Consider the following 15,311-nt stretch of genomic DNA (forward strand, 5'->3'; position numbering starts at 1 on the left):
CAGGGCGCCGAAGCGCCAAACTTAAGCAAATTATATGCCTGAAACTGAAGTGTTTGCCTAGAGCGCTGTAACAATTAAAGCGTATAAAAAGCTGCTTCATCGATACAGCACCCTCGCGAATCACCAGGATGCTGTCGCGCTTACAGGCGGAACTCGTGACCCAGATACACTTCCTTGACCAGATCGTTGGCCAGGATGGTTTCGGCGTCACCTTCGGCGATCAGTTGACCGTCGTTGACGATGTACGCGGTTTCGCAGATATCCAGGGTCTCACGCACGTTGTGGTCGGTGATCAATACGCCGATGCCCTTGGCCTTGAGGTGGTGGATGATCTGCTTGATGTCGCCGACCGAGATCGGGTCGACACCGGCAAACGGTTCGTCGAGCAGGATGAATTTCGGCGCGGTGGCCAGTGCGCGGGCAATTTCCACGCGGCGGCGTTCACCACCCGACAGGCTCATGCCGAGATTGTCGCGGATGTGGCTGATGTGGAATTCCTGCAGCAGGCTTTCCAGCTCCTTGCGACGACCAGCCTTGTCGAGTTCCTGACGGGTTTCGAGGATGGCCATGATGTTGTCGGCGACCGACAGTTTGCGGAAGATCGACGCTTCTTGCGGCAGATAGCCGATACCGGCCTTGGCACGACCGTGCATCGGCTGGTGGCTGACGTCCAGATCATCGATCAGTACGCGGCCCTGATCGGCCTGCACCAGGCCGACGATCATGTAGAAGCACGTGGTCTTGCCGGCGCCGTTGGGGCCGAGCAGGCCGACGATCTGGCCGCTGTCGATCGACAGGCTGACGTCACGCACGACCTGGCGGCTTTTATAGGCCTTGGCCAGGTGCTGAGCTTTCAGAGTTGCCATTACTGGGTTTTCTCTTCGGTTTTCTTCTTCGGCTGGATCACCATGTCGATGCGCGGACGCGCCTCGGTGACCTTGCTGCCGGTAGCGCGACCGGCGCTGGCAAGTTTTTTCACCGTGTCATAGACGATCTTCTCGCCCTGAGTGGTGTTGTTGTCTTTATCGACAACCTTGGCCTTGTCGATCAGCACAACGCGGTTTTGCGCGGCGTGGTACTGGATCGTCACGCCCCAGCCCTGTACAGGCTTGGTGTCGCCAGCGGTCTGCAGCTGTTCGAAGTAGGCGAGGTTGCCGACCGAGGTCACCACGTCGATATCACCGGTCGGGGTGCGGGTGATGGTCACGGTATTGCCGGTGACCTTCATCGAGCCCTGGGTGATGATCACGTCACCTTTATAGGTGGCAACGCCGTTCTTGTCGTCCAGCTGGGCATCGTCGGCCTGAATGCGGATTGGCTGCTCTTGATCGTTCGGCAGAGCCCAGGCGCTCACGCTTCCCAGTGCTGCGCCCAGACTGAGCAAAATAGGGAGGGTTTTAACGAGCCTCATACTGTCCTCTTACGTTCGATAGCAGGTGTATCCTGCTGTCCTTCAGGTACGCTTTCATTCCAACGCCAGTCGATACACCGCCAGCGCCGTCGATTCTAACGGGTTGCTCGGTCTGCGCATATTGCTCCTGCGGGAACACCGTCATGCGAGTGGAGGTGACCAGCAGATCGCGCTTCTTTTCATCGGTGCGCTTGATGCGCACCGAGTCGATCAATTCAACCTGGGTGCCACCCGAGTTCACTTCGCCGCGCTCACTGGTCACGTGCCACGGGAAATCCGTGCCGCGGTACATGTTCAGATCAGGTTTGGTGACCAGCGTGATGTCGGTCGCCTTGACGTGCTCGGCTTTCTCGGACGTCATTTCATATTGCACTTTGCCGTCCGGCAGGTATTGCAGGGTGTGCGTGTTGGTTGCATACCAGTCGATCGGGCTTTCGGTCGACGTGACCGGCGGCTTGTCGAGGAAGCGTTCCGGGCTGATGTTCCAGTAGCCGACCGCGGCGAAAAGCGCCGCGATGCAACCGAACAGCAGGAAGTTGCGAAATTTTTTGCTAAACATGGTTTGACTCACAAGTACGCGGCATTGGCGGCATCAAGGCTGCCCTGCGCACGCAGGATCAATTCACAGAATTCGCGGGCGGCACCTTCGCCGCCACGGGCGCGGGTTACGCCGTGGGCGTGTTCGCGGACGAAATCGGCAGCGTTGGCGACCGCCATGCCCAGGCCCACGCGGCGGATCACCGGCAGGTCAGGCAGGTCGTCACCGAGGTAGGCGACCTGTTCATAGCTTAGGCCCAGTTGTTCAAGTAGACCGTCGAGAACGACCAATTTGTCTTCGCGCCCCTGAAAAAGATGCGGGATGCCCAGGTTTTTCGCCCGACGCTCAACCACCGGTGTCTTGCGGCCGCTGATAATGGCAGTTTGTACGCCCGCATTCATCAGCATCTTGATGCCTTGGCCATCAAGGGTGTTGAAGGTCTTGAATTCGCTGCCGTCTTCGAGGAAATACAGGCGCCCGTCGGTGAGGACGCCGTCGACGTCGAACACCGCCAGTTTGATCGCTTTGCCGCGTTGCAGCAGATCGTTGCTCATTTACATGACTCCTGCGCGCAGCAGATCGGAAAGGTTGAAGGCGCCAATCGGGCGATCGTCCTCGTCGACAACTACCAGTGCGTTGATTCGGTGGTCTTCCATGATTTTCAGCGCTTCGGCGGCGAGCATGTCGGGCCGGGCGGTTTTGCCGTGAGCGGTCATCACCTGGTCGATGGTGGCACTGCGGATATCGATGCTGCGATCGAGGGTGCGGCGCAAATCGCCGTCGGTGAAGATCCCGGCCAGTTTGCCGTCGGCTTCAAGGATCGCCGTCATGCCCAGGCCCTTGCGGGTCATTTCCATCAACGCGTCCTTCAAAAGGGTGCCGCGCTGCACCTGCGGCAGCTCTTGCCCGGCGTGCATGACGTTTTCAACTTTCAGCAACAGGCGGCGGCCGAGGGCCCCGCCCGGATGGGAAAACGCGAAATCTTCAGCGGTGAAACCACGCGCTTCGAGCAATGCCACGGCTAGGGCATCGCCCATGACCAGTGCTGCGGTGGTCGACGAGGTCGGTGCCAGATTCAACGGGCAAGCCTCATGCTCGACGTGCACATTGAGATTGACTTCGGCTGCCTTGGCCAGCGGCGATTGCGGGTTGCCGGTGACGCTGATCAGCTGGATGCCCAGGCGCTTGATCAGTGGCAGCAGGGTGACGATTTCGTTGGTCGAGCCAGAGTTGGAGAGGGCCAGGATCACGTCGTCGCGGGTGATCATGCCCATGTCGCCATGACTGGCTTCGGCCGGGTGGACGAAAAAAGCCGGGGTGCCGGTGCTGGCCAGGGTCGCGGCAATCTTGTTGCCGACATGCCCGGATTTGCCCATGCCGACCACGACCACACGGCCTTTGCTGGCCAGAATCATCTCGCAAGCACGGACGAAATCGGCGTCGATATGGGGCAACAAGCCTTGAACGGCTTCCACTTCGAGTTGGATGGTGCGTTGTGCCGATTGAATCAGGTCGCTGGATTGGCTCATGTCAGAAATCGTATAGCCCGATGAAAAGGCGGCGATTATAGCGGTTATGTTGCAAAGCCTCACGCAAGATCGTCGCGCTTTGTCATTCCTCGTTACCAAATGCTTCGAAAACCTGCCGCGAGCCTGTCAAATCACTGAACATGCGCCGGCACAAGCCTTGGGCGCTTGGCGGTTGCAGTGATATAGTTCGCCGCCAGTTCGGCCTGCCCGGGATGTATGTGCTTTCCCAAGAAAGCCTGGCGTCCGAGTGAGAGGCTGCATCGCAAGGAGTTTAGATGAGTGCCGATAACGCCTACGCGGTCGAGCTGAAGGGAGTCTCCTTCAAGCGCGGTGCGCGCAGCATTTTCAATAACGTCGATATTCGCATCCCGCGCGGCAAGGTCACCGGCATCATGGGGCCTTCCGGGTGTGGCAAGACCACGCTGCTGCGGTTGATGGGCGCGCAGTTGCGTCCCACCAGCGGCGAAGTCTGGGTCAACGGTCAGAACCTGCCGAAGCTGTCGCGCAGCGATCTGTTCGATGCGCGCAAGCACATGGGTGTGCTGTTTCAGAGCGGCGCGCTGTTCACCGATCTCGATGTCTTCGAGAACGTCGCTTTCCCCCTGCGCGTTCATACCCAATTGCCGGAAGAAATGATCCGCGACATCGTCCTGCTCAAATTGCAGGCAGTCGGTCTGCGTGGCGCCATTGAATTGATGCCTGACGAACTGTCCGGCGGCATGAAACGTCGTGTTGCGCTGGCCCGGGCGATTGCGCTCGATCCGCAGATTCTCATGTACGACGAACCGTTCGTCGGCCAGGACCCGATCGCCATGGGCGTGCTGGTGCGCCTGATCCGTCTGCTCAACGATGCGCTGGGGATCACCAGTATCGTGGTCTCCCACGATCTGGCCGAAACCGCGAGCATTGCCGACTACATCTATGTCGTCGGTGATGGTCAGGTGTTGGGGCAGGGCACACCGGATGAGCTGATGAACTCGGACGAGCCACGTATCCGACAGTTCATGACCGGCAATCCCGATGGCCCGGTGCCGTACCATTTTCCAGCGACGGATTACCGCGCAGATCTTCTGGGGAAGCGCTGATGCGCAGAATTTCATTAATAGAACGCGTTCGCCGGTTTGGCGAAGCGGCGATCGATGCCGTTGCGGTGTTCGGTCGGGCGACGCTGTTCCTGTTTCATGCCTTGCTGGGGCGTGGCGGCATCAGCGGTGGCTTCGGCTTGCTGGTCAAGCAACTGCATTCGGTCGGCGTGATGTCGCTGGTGATCATTGTCGTCTCCGGCATTTTCATCGGCATGGTCCTGGCGTTGCAGGGTTTCAGCATTCTGTCGAGCTACGGTTCCGAGCAGGCGGTAGGGCAGATGGTGGCCCTGACCTTGCTGCGTGAACTGGGGCCGGTGGTGACGGCGTTGCTGTTCGCCGGGCGTGCCGGTTCGGCGCTGACCGCCGAAATCGGCAACATGAAGTCGACTGAACAGCTTTCCAGCCTGGAAATGATCGGTGTCGACCCGCTCAAGTACATCATTGCCCCGCGTCTGTGGGCCGGTTTCATTTCCCTGCCGGTGCTGGCGATGATTTTCAGCGTGGTAGGCATCTGGGGCGGTTCGTGGGTAGCTGTCGACTGGCTGGGCGTGTATGAAGGCTCCTACTGGGCGAACATGCAGAACAGCGTGAACTTCACCAGTGATGTGCTTAACGGTGTCATCAAAAGCATCGTTTTCGCCTTCGTCGTCACCTGGATCGCCGTATTCCAAGGCTATGACTGTGAGCCCACTTCCGAGGGGATCAGTCGTGCCACCACCAAGACCGTGGTGTTTGCCTCGCTGGCAGTGCTCGGCCTGGACTTTATTCTGACCGCTTTGATGTTTGGAGATTTCTGATGCAAAACCGCACCCTGGAAATCGGTGTCGGCCTGTTCCTGCTGGCAGGGATCCTGGCTTTGTTGCTGCTTGCGTTGCGGGTCAGTGGCCTGTCTCCGACGTCGACCACCGACACCTATAAACTTTATGCCTACTTCGACAATATCGCCGGTTTGACGGTCAGAGCCAAAGTGACCATGGCCGGTGTGACCATCGGCAAGGTCACGGCGATCGATCTGGATCGCGACAGCTTCACCGGTCGGGTCACCCTGCAAGTGGATAAAAAGGTCGACAACCTGCCGACTGACTCCACAGCGTCTATCCTGACCGCTGGTCTGCTGGGCGAGAAGTACATCGGTATCAGCGTCGGTGGGGAAGACAAACCGCTGAAGGATGGCGGAACCATCCACGACACGCAGTCGTCTCTGGTACTGGAAGACCTGATCGGTAAATTCCTGCTCAATACCGTTAGCAAAGACGCCAAATGAGGAGCTTTTGAATGATCTCTATCTTGCGACGCAGCCTGTTGGTGCTGTTGGCGGCCTTGCCGTTGATGGGTAACGCCGTGGCGGCTGCGACTTCGGCACACGATCTGGTCCAAGACACAACCAACCGGTTGCTGGCTGATCTGGCGGCCAACAAAGAGAAATACAAGCAGGATCCGACTGATTTTTACGCGGCGCTCAACAGCATTGTCGGGCCGGTAGTCGACGCCGAAGGCATTTCCAAGAGCATCATGACGGTCAAGTATTCGCGCAAGGCCACGCCGGCGCAGATGCAGACCTTCCAGGAAAACTTCAAGAAAGGCCTGTTCCAGTTCTACGGCAACGCCTTGCTCGAGTACAACAACCAGGGCATTACCGTTGATCCGGCGAAGGACGAGTCGGGTGATCGCACCAGCGTCAACATGACCGTCAAGGGCAGCAACGGCGCGATCTATCCTGTGCAGTACACGCTGGAGAAGATCAATGGCGAGTGGAAACTGCGCAACGTGATCATCAACGGCATCAACATCGGCAAGCTGTTCCGTGATCAGTTCGCCGACGCGATGCAGCGTAATGGCAACGACCTGGACAAGACCATCAACGGTTGGGCCGGTGAAGTGGCCAAGGCCAAGGAATCCACCGAAAAGAACCCAGCACAATGAGTGAGGCCGCAGTTCGTATGAGTGATGTCGACGAGCTTCTGCTCAGCGGAGTGCTGGATTACCGCACCGGCCCTGACTTGCGCAAGGAAGGCCAGGCACTGATCAAGTCCAGTAAAGCGGCATCGCTGGTGATCGATTGCTCGGCGGTGAAGAAGTCCAGTAGCGTCGGCTTGTCGTTGCTGCTGTGCTTCATGCGCGATGCCAAGGCGGCCGGCAAGGTCGTCAGCATCCGCGCAATGCCCGAAGACATGCGCGAAATTGCTCAGGTCAGTGAATTGACCGAACTGTTGGCGCACCCCTGAACCCACATCTATAAAGAAGCCCCCCGTCAGAGTCCTGCCATGCGGGGTTCGCAGGCGCGGGGCTTTTTTGTATGATGTCCGACCCGTGCGCACAGGGCGCCGATTGAGGTTGAGCATGCAGGCCGTAGAAGTGAAGAGCTTCCTTGAAGGAAAGCTGCCCGGAACGTTGGTAGAAGTTGAGGGCGAAGGCTGCAATTTCCAGCTGAACGTGATTAGCGATGAACTGGCGGCGTTGAGCCCGGTGAAGCGTCAGCAGCAGGTCTATGCCCATTTGAACCCATGGATCACCGATGGCAGCATCCATGCGGTCACTATGAAATTTTTCAGCAGCGCGGCCTGGGCCGAGCGCACCTGAGCCTAAGGGCGTCGAGATTCTTATGGATAAATTGATTATTACCGGTGGCGCTCGCCTTGATGGCGAGATCCGCATTTCCGGGGCAAAGAACTCTGCCCTGCCGATCCTGGCTGCCACCCTGCTGTGCGATGGCCCGGTGACCGTTGGCAACCTGCCGCACCTGCACGACATCACTACCATGATCGAGCTGTTCGGTCGCATGGGCATTGAGCCGGTGATCGACGAGAAACTCAGCGTCGAAATCGACCCGCGCACCATCAAGACCCTGATCGCCCCGTACGAACTGGTGAAAACCATGCGTGCGTCGATCCTGGTACTGGGCCCGATGGTTGCCCGTTTCGGTGAAGCCGAAGTTGCACTGCCTGGCGGTTGCGCCATCGGTTCGCGTCCGGTCGACCTGCACATCCGTGGTCTCGAAGCCATGGGCGCAGTAATCGACGTCGAAGGCGGCTACATCAAGGCCAAGGCGCCTGAAGGTGGCTTGCGCGGTGCAAGCTTCTTCTTCGACACCGTCAGTGTGACCGGTACCGAGAACATCATGATGGCCGCTGCTCTGGCCAAGGGGCGCAGCGTGTTGCAGAACGCCGCCCGCGAGCCTGAAGTGGTTGACCTGGCGAACTTCCTCAACGCCATGGGCGCCAAGGTTTCCGGCGCCGGCACCGACACCATCACCATTGATGGCGTCGAGCGTCTGGGTTCGTGCTTCTACAAAGTCATGCCTGACCGTATTGAAACCGGCACCTACCTGGTGGCTGCTGCCGTCACCGGTGGCCGCGTCAAGGTCAAGGACACTGATCCGACCATCCTCGAAGCCGTTCTGGATAAACTCCGTGAAGCCGGCGCAGAAATCACCTGCGGTGAAGACTGGATCGAGCTGAACATGCACGGCAAGCGTCCGAAAGCAGTGAACGTGCGCACCGCGCCGTACCCGGCTTTCCCGACTGACATGCAGGCGCAGTTCATCTCGCTCAACGCCATTGCCGAAGGCACCGGTGCGGTGATCGAGACGATCTTCGAAAACCGTTTCATGCACGTGTACGAACTGCACCGCATGGGCGCCAAGATCCAGGTCGAAGGCAACACTGCCATCGTCACCGGTACTGAAGTCCTGAAAGGCGCGCCAGTCATGGCCACCGACCTGCGAGCTTCGGCCAGCCTGGTGATCTCGGCACTGGTTGCCGAAGGCGACACGCTGATCGACCGCATCTACCACATCGACCGTGGTTACGAGTGCATCGAAGAAAAACTGCAGATGCTGGGCGCCAAGATCCGTCGCGTTCCGGGCTGATTGCTGCATTGGGACACAGGGACGTGTCCACTGATTTTAAGAGTCGAGCCGGTTTCCGGCTCGATGTGTGTCCGGCGCCGATTGCGACCGGACATGAGTACCTTGATAAGGACTGACGTTTCCCATGTTGACCATCGCACTGTCCAAGGGCCGCATCCTTGACGACACCCTGCCGCTTCTTGCCGAAGCGGGCATCGTGCCGACCGAGAATCCGGACAAGAGCCGCAAGCTGATCATTCCCACGACTCAGGACGACGTTCGTCTGTTGATCGTGCGCGCCACTGACGTGCCGACCTATGTCGAGCATGGCGCGGCCGACCTCGGCGTCGCTGGTAAAGACGTGCTGATGGAATACACCGGCCAGGGCCTGTACGAGCCACTGGACTTGCAAATCGCCCAGTGCAAGCTGATGACCGCCGGCAAAATCGGTGCGGCCGAGCCCAAGGGCCGTCTGCGCGTGGCGACCAAGTTCGTCAACGTTGCCAAGCGTTACTACGCCGAGCAGGGCCGTCAGGTCGACATCATCAAGCTCTATGGCTCGATGGAACTGGCGCCGCTGATCGGTCTGGCGGACAAGATCATCGACGTGGTCGACACCGGCAACACTTTGCGCGCCAACGGCCTGGAACCTCAGGAACTGATCGCCACGATCAGCTCGCGCCTGGTGGTCAACAAGGCTTCGATGAAAATGCAACACGCCCGAATCCAGGCGTTGATCGATACCCTGCGCAACGCAGTGGAATCGCGACACCGCGGCTGATTCACCTGCGCGACGTTAAGTCGCGCCCGTCTATCCGCCTCATAGCCAGAATCTCAGGTGCCCAAGCGGAAACGACTGCTAAGTTAGGGCGCCTGAGTTTTTGCCATTCCTATGAGGCTCTCGCTATGACCGCAACGACTGCAATTCGCCGACTCAACGCTGCTGACCCGGATTTCGCGCATCATCTGGATCATCTGCTGAGCTGGGAAAGTGTGTCTGACGACTCGGTCAATCAGCGGGTGCTGGACATCATCAAGGCTGTGCGCGAACGCGGTGACGCGGCGCTGGTCGAGTTCACCGAGAAGTTCGACGGCCTCGAAGTCGCTTCGATGGCTGACCTGATCCTGCCGCGCGAGCGCCTGGAACTGGCGCTGACGCGCATCACCGTGCCACAGCGCGAAGCGCTGGAAAAAGCCGCCGCCCGCGTGCGCAGCTACCACGAAAAACAGAAGCAGGATTCCTGGAGCTACACCGAGGCTGACGGCACCGTGCTGGGCCAGAAGGTCACGCCACTGGATCGCGCCGGTCTCTATGTGCCGGGTGGCAAGGCGTCGTATCCGTCGTCGGTATTGATGAACGCGATTCCGGCCAAAGTCGCCGGCGTGACCGAAGTGGTCATGGTCGTGCCGACCCCTCGTGGTGAAATCAACGAGTTGGTGTTGGCCGCCGCGTGCATCGCCGGCGTCGACCGCGTGTTCACCATCGGTGGCGCGCAAGCCGTTGCTGCCTTGGCTTATGGCACCGAAAGCGTGCCGAAAGTCGACAAAGTGGTTGGCCCGGGCAACATTTATGTCGCCACGGCCAAGCGCCACGTGTTCGGTCAGGTTGGCATCGACATGATCGCCGGCCCTTCGGAAATCCTCGTGGTGTGCGACGGCCAGACCGATCCGGACTGGATCGCCATGGATCTGTTCTCGCAAGCCGAGCACGACGAAGACGCGCAGGCGATTCTGGTCAGCCCGGACGCCGAGTTCCTCGACAAGGTCGCCGCCAGCATCGACAAACTGCTGCCGACCATGGATCGCGCGACCATCATCGAAACCTCGATCAATGGTCGTGGTGCGTTGATTCACGTGAAGGACATGGCCCAAGCCATCGAAGTCGCCAACCGCATCGCCCCGGAGCACCTGGAATTGTCGGTTGCTGACCCACAGGCCTGGCTGCCGCAGATCCGCCACGCCGGCGCGATCTTCATGGGCCGTCACACTTCCGAAGCGCTGGGCGACTACTGCGCAGGCCCGAACCACGTATTGCCGACCTCCGGCACCGCGCGTTTCTCTTCGCCACTGGGTGTGTATGACTTCCAGAAGCGTTCGTCGATCATCTTCTGCTCCGAGGCCGGTGCTTCCGAGTTGGGTAAAACCGCCTCCGTGCTGGCCCGTGGCGAATCGCTGAGTGCGCACGCGCGCAGCGCCGAATACCGCATCAAAGACGCAGACTTTCTACAAGGGCAGGGGAACTGAGCGATGAGCAAATTCTGGAGCCCGTTCGTTAAAGATCTGGTGCCGTACGTGCCGGGCGAACAACCGAAGCTGACCAAACTGGTCAAGCTCAACACCAACGAAAACCCGTACGGCCCATCGCCAAAAGCCTTGGCGGCGATGCAGGTCGAACTCAACGACAACCTGCGCCTGTACCCGGACCCGAACAGCGATCTGCTGAAAACTGCCGTCGCCAACTACTACGGCGTACAGAGCAATCAAGTGTTTCTCGGCAACGGTTCGGACGAAGTGCTCGCGCACATTTTCCACGGTTTGCTGCAGCATGATCAGCCGTTGCTGTTCCCGGACATCAGCTACAGCTTCTATCCGGTTTACTGCGGGTTGTACGGCATCCAATTCGATGCGGTGCCACTGGACGCGCAGTTCCAGATCGACCCGGCTGACTACGCCAGGCCAAATGGCGGAATCATCTTCCCTAACCCGAACGCACCGACCGGGTGCCTGCTGGCGCTGGACGCGGTTGAACAAATCCTCAAGGCCAGCCCGGATTCAGTCGTGGTGGTGGATGAGGCGTACATCGACTTCGGCGGCGAGACAGCGATCAGTCTGGTGAATCGTTATCCGAACCTGCTGGTGACGCAGACCCTGTCCAAATCGCGCTCGCTGGCCGGTTTGCGCGTGGGTCTGGCGGTCGGGCATCCGGACTTGATCGAGGCGCTGGAGCGAATCAAGAACAGCTTCAACTCTTATCCGCTCGATCGTCTGGCGATTGTCGGTGCTGCTGCCGCGTTCGAAGATCGCGAGTATTTCGACAAGACCTGCCGTCTGGTGATCGAGAGCCGCGAGTGGGTGATCGCGCAGTTGCAGGCCAAGGGTTTTGAAGTGCTGCCGTCGGCGGCGAACTTCATCTTCGCCCGGCATCCGCAGCATGATGCGGCGGGGCTGGCGGCGAAATTGCGCGAGCAGGGCGTGATTGTGCGGCACTTCAAGCAGGAGCGGATTGCGCAGTTCCTGCGGATCTCGATTGGCACGCCGGAGCAGAATCAGGCGCTGATCGACGGCCTGGGCGAGCTTTAAACCACCGCTGCACCCTGTAGGAGTGAGCCTGCTCGCGATGCGTTTCGGCATTCAACATGTGAGTTGAATGACACACCGCAATCGCGAGCAGGCTCACTCCTACAGGGGATTTGTGGTGATTACTCGTGATGCGGTTCGCCAAGAAAGGTCAGTGAGCTGAACAAGCCGCGACTGTTCACATCAGCACTGTCCTTGACCGGCACCTCAACCTGCGCCGCAATCACGTTCAACCCTTCATTTCGCACCAGCACCTGCGCGCGGCCATCCTTGTCGGTCTCGGTGCTCAGGGTGTTCGGCGCGCTGCGATAGTCGCCAATCAACTTCACCCCGGCCGCCGGCTTGCCATCGAGCAACACCCGCACCGGCAATGATTTCCCCGGCCCCACCGTCAGTGGATCAACCTCCGGCAAAATCAGCAGCTTGATCTGATCCAGCTTCGGCAACTTCGCCCCCGGCTGGTAAATCGCCAGGCTGTATTTGAATGTCTCGGTTGCCTCAATAGCGCCCGGTACTTTGCTGCGGCCTTCGTTGATCCACTTCTTGTCGGCGGTCTGCGACCACATGCCATTGTTCAGCGCCACGGCCAACACCGCAGGCGACTTCAGCGGTTTCAAACGTGCGTGATCGGCGAGCCGTTCAACGCTGACCGGAATCATCTTGCCGCCCGCATCGTAGGCCCAGGCGCCGCTGATTTTCTGCGCCTTGAACGCATTGTCTTCAGCGCCGTGGCCGTAGATCACTTCGATATTGCCGCGCCGTTGTTCGGTCCACAGGCCATGAGCCGAGACTTGGCCGGCGAACAGGGCGGCGATGAGCACGAGGGTTTTGCCGTATTGCATGGTGACGTCCTTTTACAGATTGAGTGTCAGGCTGACGGTGAAATTGCGCGGCTCGCCGGGGTTGACCCAGTAATTGCTGTACGAGCGCTCGTAGTATTTTTCGTCGAAAACATTGTTCAGGTTCAGGCCGACGGTGACGTTGTCGCTGGCCTTGTAGTGGGCCAGCAGGTCGACGGTGTGATAGGCCGGCAATTCAAAATCGCTGCCGGATTCACCGGAGCGGTCGCCGACATAAGTGAACGCCGCGCCGACGTCCGAGCCGCGCAAACGGCCATCCTGAAACTCATACACCCCGAGCAGACTGCCGCTGCGTTTGGCCACGCCGAGGATTCGGCTGCCGGTGGGAATCACCGCGTCACCCTGAGTGACTTCGGCGTCGATATAAGCGAAGGCACCGATCACCCGCACCGCATCGGTGACTTGCCCGGTGACTTGCCAATCGAAGCCGCGACTGCGCGCCTTGCCCATCGCGCGGCTGGTGTCGGTGGCCGGGTCGAGGGCGAGGACGTTTTCCTTGTCGATGTGGAAGAAGGCGAGGGTGCTGCTCAGGCGCTCGTCGAACAGCTCGTTCTTGATGCCGACTTCGTAGCCGACGCCTTCTTCCGGGTCAAAGGATTTGCCGGACGCGTCGAGGCCATTGTTCGGTTTGAACGAGGTCGAGGCGTTGGCGAACAGACCGGTTTGCGGCGTCAGTTGATAGAGCAGGCCGGCGCGTTGGGTGAGGGCGTCATGCCGTTGGTTGCTCGTGGCGTTGCGGCTGTGATCGTCGATGTGCTGATCGAAATGCTCGAAACGCGCACCGATCATCCCGCGCAGTTTGTCAGTGAAGATGATTTGATCCTGCAGGTTCAGCGCATGACTTTCGACGTGTTCGAACGTATCCGTGCCCGAGCGTGCATCGTTGGGTTTCGGCTGGCCGTAGATCGGGTTGTAGATGTCGATGGCGTAGGGGCCGCCAGCAATCGTGGTGACGCGCTCATTCTTGCGGAAGTTTTCGTATTCGGTGCCGATCAGCAGTTCGTGCTGCCAAGGGCCGAGGTCGAACAAGCCTCGCAGCTCAAGCTGGGTAATGCTGTCGTGCCAGTTAGTGTCGCGCTCGCGATAGCGGCGGTTGACGGTGTGGCCGTCGGCGTTCAGCGGACGCGCTTCCGAAGCGAAGCCCCAGAGTTTGCCGTCCTTGTAATGGCTGGCCAGGCGCAACTTCCAGCTGTCGTTGAGGTGATGTTCCAGCGTGGCCTGAAGCAGATTGTTGTGATTATTGATGTTGCCGTCGTTGGGTTCGCCGAGGAAAGTCGAGCGCGACACGCCGCTCCATGTGTTGTTCGGCGCAACGATGCCGCGATCGAACGTGGAGCTGTGACGGACGATTTCGCTTTCCACCAACAGCGACGTGTCCGGGTTCAGTTGCCAACTGATCGAAGGCGCGACGAACACGCGCTTGCTGTCGACGTGATCGCGAAAACTGTTGTTGTCTTCGACCGCGAGATTGATCCGCGAGAGCACATCGCCCTGATCATCCAGCGGCGTGTTGACGTCCAGCGCGGTGCGATAACGATCCCAACTGCCGGCGCTGGTTTGCAGGGTGGTAAACGCTTCGGGCTGCGGTTTCTTGGTGACGATGTTCACCGTGCCGCCCGGATCGCCTCGGCCATACAGGCTGGCGGCCGGGCCTTTGAGCACTTCAATGCGTTCGATGTTGGCCGCATCCGGCGTGCTCGGATAACCGCGATTGGCGCTGAAACCGTCCTTGTAGAACTCCGAGGTGGTGAAGCCGCGCACGCTGTATTCGTACAGTGTCAGGCCGCCGAAGTTGTTCTGCTTCGACACTCCGCCAGCAAAATCTAATGCGCGCTCGACGCTGGTGCTGCCCAGATCCTTAAGCACGCTGGCGGGCACCACGCTGATCGCCTGCGGAATATCGCGGATCGCGGTGTCGGTTTTGGTCGCGCTGGACGAACGGGTAGCGCGGTAACCCTTTACCGGGCCGGTCGGCGATTCGTAATCGGAGACGACACTGATAGTGTCGAGTTCGAGGGGTTGCGGTTCTTCGGCAAAGGCTGGATCAACCAGCAAACCGAGGCTCAGGCCGAGTAGGGAGGCCTTTGTTCGAGACGACATGTTATGTTGTTCCAATTGGCGTAATTGAAACAATATAACATGCCTTTTGAGAAAGTCTCTTATTCACGCCGCTGGCGTGGCAGCGGAGTGAAGCTTCAGCCGGCTTTCAGGTCGAACGTTCCCTCGAACTTCGTACCTTCCCTCGTCTCGAAACTGTAGGAGCCTTTCGCCGAGTTGAGATGATTCGAGAAAGTCACGTTCAATTCTCCTTCATCCGCAACATGCGTCCCACCATCCTTGTCGCTGTAACTCCACGTCATATAAGAATCGAAAAAGTCCTTCTTGTAATATGCCTTGTGGCTTCCGTCCTTGGAGTGCGCCGGGTAACCAAACCCGATCGTGTGATAGGTTCCATCATCGCCCCCTACCATTACACCTCCCTGGTCATTGCCGAAATCGTGCAGATCAACAGCGGTGAACCTGTGCTCCTCCCCACCATCGCGCTTAACCGTAATAAAACCTGAACCCATACGCTCCAAGCCTTTCGTTGCTTCTCGAATGTCCATTTTCAACCCCATGTTTTGATTATTTGGTTTTGACGGCATCAGCGTAAAACTCAAGGGGCTGTCGTCGATACTGTCGGATATGACAGGTTTTCAGTTTTATTGGCTATCAAGGCTATAGCTGCAGGTTTTAGCGCTTAA

General features: G+C 59.0%; 18 protein-coding genes. 10 read left to right on the forward strand and 8 right to left on the reverse strand.

Features of this window, described 5'->3' with window-relative positions:
• Positions 1-140: 140 nt before the first annotated feature.
• The 5 genes from lptB to ACQ4MY_RS00895 are packed head-to-tail and all read right to left on the reverse strand — an operon-like array spanning position 141 to position 3,478.
• Positions 141-866, reverse strand: a complete 726-nt coding sequence (gene lptB, locus ACQ4MY_RS00875) for an LPS export ABC transporter ATP-binding protein (protein WP_008085069.1) — start codon at positions 864-866, stop codon at positions 141-143.
• Positions 866-1,411, reverse strand: a complete 546-nt coding sequence (lptA, locus tag ACQ4MY_RS00880) for a lipopolysaccharide transport periplasmic protein LptA (RefSeq protein WP_008085067.1) — start codon at positions 1,409-1,411, stop codon at positions 866-868. The genes lptB and lptA overlap by 1 nt, the downstream gene beginning before the upstream one ends.
• Positions 1,398-1,970, reverse strand: a complete 573-nt coding sequence (lptC, locus tag ACQ4MY_RS00885) for an LPS export ABC transporter periplasmic protein LptC (protein ID WP_440093200.1) — start codon at positions 1,968-1,970, stop codon at positions 1,398-1,400. Before lptC ends, lptA begins: the two co-directional genes overlap by 14 nt.
• A gap of 8 nt (positions 1,971-1,978) precedes the next feature.
• The gene (locus ACQ4MY_RS00890) at positions 1,979-2,503 is read right to left on the reverse strand and encodes a KdsC family phosphatase (RefSeq protein ID WP_122595145.1); all 525 of its coding nucleotides are present in this window, start codon (positions 2,501-2,503) and stop codon (positions 1,979-1,981) included.
• Entirely contained in the window at positions 2,504-3,478 is a 975-nt protein-coding gene (locus ACQ4MY_RS00895) for a KpsF/GutQ family sugar-phosphate isomerase (protein WP_440093202.1), read from the reverse strand.
• A 275-nt stretch (positions 3,479-3,753) separates the two neighbouring features.
• Here ACQ4MY_RS00895 and ACQ4MY_RS00900 point away from each other — a divergent pair, with 275 nt between their 5' ends.
• The 10 genes from ACQ4MY_RS00900 to hisC all read left to right on the forward strand — a co-directional run bounded on the left by ACQ4MY_RS00900 (position 3,754) and on the right by hisC (position 11,710).
• Positions 3,754-4,563, forward strand: coding sequence for an ATP-binding cassette domain-containing protein (locus ACQ4MY_RS00900; protein ID WP_008085058.1), 810 nt, complete (start codon positions 3,754-3,756; stop codon positions 4,561-4,563).
• Positions 4,563-5,360: a lipid asymmetry maintenance ABC transporter permease subunit MlaE gene (gene mlaE, locus ACQ4MY_RS00905; protein WP_003221704.1), complete on the forward strand. Its 798-nt coding sequence runs from the start codon at positions 4,563-4,565 to the stop codon at positions 5,358-5,360. The genes ACQ4MY_RS00900 and mlaE overlap by 1 nt, the downstream gene beginning before the upstream one ends.
• Positions 5,360-5,827, forward strand: coding sequence for an outer membrane lipid asymmetry maintenance protein MlaD (gene mlaD / locus ACQ4MY_RS00910; protein WP_007912400.1), 468 nt, complete (start codon positions 5,360-5,362; stop codon positions 5,825-5,827). The genes mlaE and mlaD overlap by 1 nt, the downstream gene beginning before the upstream one ends.
• Positions 5,828-5,838: 11 nt before the next feature.
• Entirely contained in the window at positions 5,839-6,486 is a 648-nt protein-coding gene (locus ACQ4MY_RS00915; RefSeq protein WP_008085055.1) for an MlaC/ttg2D family ABC transporter substrate-binding protein, read from the forward strand.
• Positions 6,483-6,788, forward strand: a complete 306-nt coding sequence (locus ACQ4MY_RS00920) for an STAS domain-containing protein (RefSeq protein WP_440093203.1) — start codon at positions 6,483-6,485, stop codon at positions 6,786-6,788. Before ACQ4MY_RS00915 ends, ACQ4MY_RS00920 begins: the two co-directional genes overlap by 4 nt.
• A 115-nt stretch (positions 6,789-6,903) precedes the next feature.
• A complete protein-coding gene (locus ACQ4MY_RS00925; RefSeq protein ID WP_008085051.1) occupies positions 6,904-7,143 on the forward strand; it encodes a BolA family protein in 240 nt (79 codons plus the stop codon).
• Between the two features lie 22 nt (positions 7,144-7,165).
• Complete coding sequence (gene murA, locus ACQ4MY_RS00930; RefSeq protein WP_053117117.1) at positions 7,166-8,431, forward strand: UDP-N-acetylglucosamine 1-carboxyvinyltransferase; 1,266 nt, start codon at positions 7,166-7,168, stop codon at positions 8,429-8,431.
• A gap of 124 nt (positions 8,432-8,555) precedes the next feature.
• Positions 8,556-9,191 carry an ATP phosphoribosyltransferase gene (hisG, locus tag ACQ4MY_RS00935; protein WP_007967226.1) on the forward strand — a complete coding sequence of 212 codons (636 nt, stop codon included), beginning with the start codon at positions 8,556-8,558 and terminating at the stop codon, positions 9,189-9,191.
• A gap of 125 nt (positions 9,192-9,316) precedes the next feature.
• Positions 9,317-10,654, forward strand: a complete 1,338-nt coding sequence (hisD, locus tag ACQ4MY_RS00940) for a histidinol dehydrogenase (protein WP_440093206.1) — start codon at positions 9,317-9,319, stop codon at positions 10,652-10,654.
• Positions 10,655-10,657: 3 nt separating this feature from the next.
• Entirely contained in the window at positions 10,658-11,710 is a 1,053-nt protein-coding gene (gene hisC, locus ACQ4MY_RS00945; RefSeq protein ID WP_440093208.1) for a histidinol-phosphate transaminase, read from the forward strand.
• 119 nt (positions 11,711-11,829) lie between these two features.
• Here the strand turns inward: hisC and ACQ4MY_RS00950 are convergent, their stop codons facing one another.
• From ACQ4MY_RS00950 to ACQ4MY_RS00960, 3 genes are all read right to left on the reverse strand, one after another.
• The gene (locus ACQ4MY_RS00950) at positions 11,830-12,549 is read right to left on the reverse strand and encodes a DUF4198 domain-containing protein (RefSeq protein ID WP_440093209.1); all 720 of its coding nucleotides are present in this window, start codon (positions 12,547-12,549) and stop codon (positions 11,830-11,832) included.
• Between the two features lie 12 nt (positions 12,550-12,561).
• Positions 12,562-14,667, reverse strand: a complete 2,106-nt coding sequence (locus ACQ4MY_RS00955) for a TonB-dependent siderophore receptor (RefSeq protein ID WP_440093211.1) — start codon at positions 14,665-14,667, stop codon at positions 12,562-12,564.
• A 95-nt stretch (positions 14,668-14,762) separates the two neighbouring features.
• Positions 14,763-15,227, reverse strand: a complete 465-nt coding sequence (locus ACQ4MY_RS00960) for a hypothetical protein (RefSeq protein WP_440093212.1) — start codon at positions 15,225-15,227, stop codon at positions 14,763-14,765.
• Positions 15,228-15,311: the final 84 nt, after the last annotated feature.

The organism is Pseudomonas sp. SM4 (genome assembly GCF_051913165.1).
Classification (GTDB): Bacteria; Pseudomonadota; Gammaproteobacteria; order Pseudomonadales; family Pseudomonadaceae; genus Aquipseudomonas.

Coding starts and splice junctions, on each gene's coding strand:
- lptC (WP_440093200.1), bottom strand. CDS start 1,970: ATGTTTAGCAAAAAATTTCGCAACTTCCTGCTGTTCGGTTGCATCGCG.
- lptA (WP_008085067.1), bottom strand. CDS start 1,411: ATGAGGCTCGTTAAAACCCTCCCTATTTTGCTCAGTCTGGGCGCAGCA.
- hisC (WP_440093208.1), top strand. CDS start 10,658: ATGAGCAAATTCTGGAGCCCGTTCGTTAAAGATCTGGTGCCGTACGTG.
- ACQ4MY_RS00950 (WP_440093209.1), bottom strand. CDS start 12,549: ATGCAATACGGCAAAACCCTCGTGCTCATCGCCGCCCTGTTCGCCGGC.
- mlaE (WP_003221704.1), top strand. CDS start 4,563: ATGCGCAGAATTTCATTAATAGAACGCGTTCGCCGGTTTGGCGAAGCG.
- murA (WP_053117117.1), top strand. CDS start 7,166: ATGGATAAATTGATTATTACCGGTGGCGCTCGCCTTGATGGCGAGATC.
- ACQ4MY_RS00925 (WP_008085051.1), top strand. CDS start 6,904: ATGCAGGCCGTAGAAGTGAAGAGCTTCCTTGAAGGAAAGCTGCCCGGA.
- ACQ4MY_RS00890 (WP_122595145.1), bottom strand. CDS start 2,503: ATGAGCAACGATCTGCTGCAACGCGGCAAAGCGATCAAACTGGCGGTG.
- ACQ4MY_RS00955 (WP_440093211.1), bottom strand. CDS start 14,667: ATGTCGTCTCGAACAAAGGCCTCCCTACTCGGCCTGAGCCTCGGTTTG.
- hisD (WP_440093206.1), top strand. CDS start 9,317: ATGACCGCAACGACTGCAATTCGCCGACTCAACGCTGCTGACCCGGAT.
- lptB (WP_008085069.1), bottom strand. CDS start 866: ATGGCAACTCTGAAAGCTCAGCACCTGGCCAAGGCCTATAAAAGCCGC.
- ACQ4MY_RS00915 (WP_008085055.1), top strand. CDS start 5,839: ATGATCTCTATCTTGCGACGCAGCCTGTTGGTGCTGTTGGCGGCCTTG.
- hisG (WP_007967226.1), top strand. CDS start 8,556: ATGTTGACCATCGCACTGTCCAAGGGCCGCATCCTTGACGACACCCTG.
- mlaD (WP_007912400.1), top strand. CDS start 5,360: ATGCAAAACCGCACCCTGGAAATCGGTGTCGGCCTGTTCCTGCTGGCA.
- ACQ4MY_RS00920 (WP_440093203.1), top strand. CDS start 6,483: ATGAGTGAGGCCGCAGTTCGTATGAGTGATGTCGACGAGCTTCTGCTC.
- ACQ4MY_RS00895 (WP_440093202.1), bottom strand. CDS start 3,478: ATGAGCCAATCCAGCGACCTGATTCAATCGGCACAACGCACCATCCAA.
- ACQ4MY_RS00900 (WP_008085058.1), top strand. CDS start 3,754: ATGAGTGCCGATAACGCCTACGCGGTCGAGCTGAAGGGAGTCTCCTTC.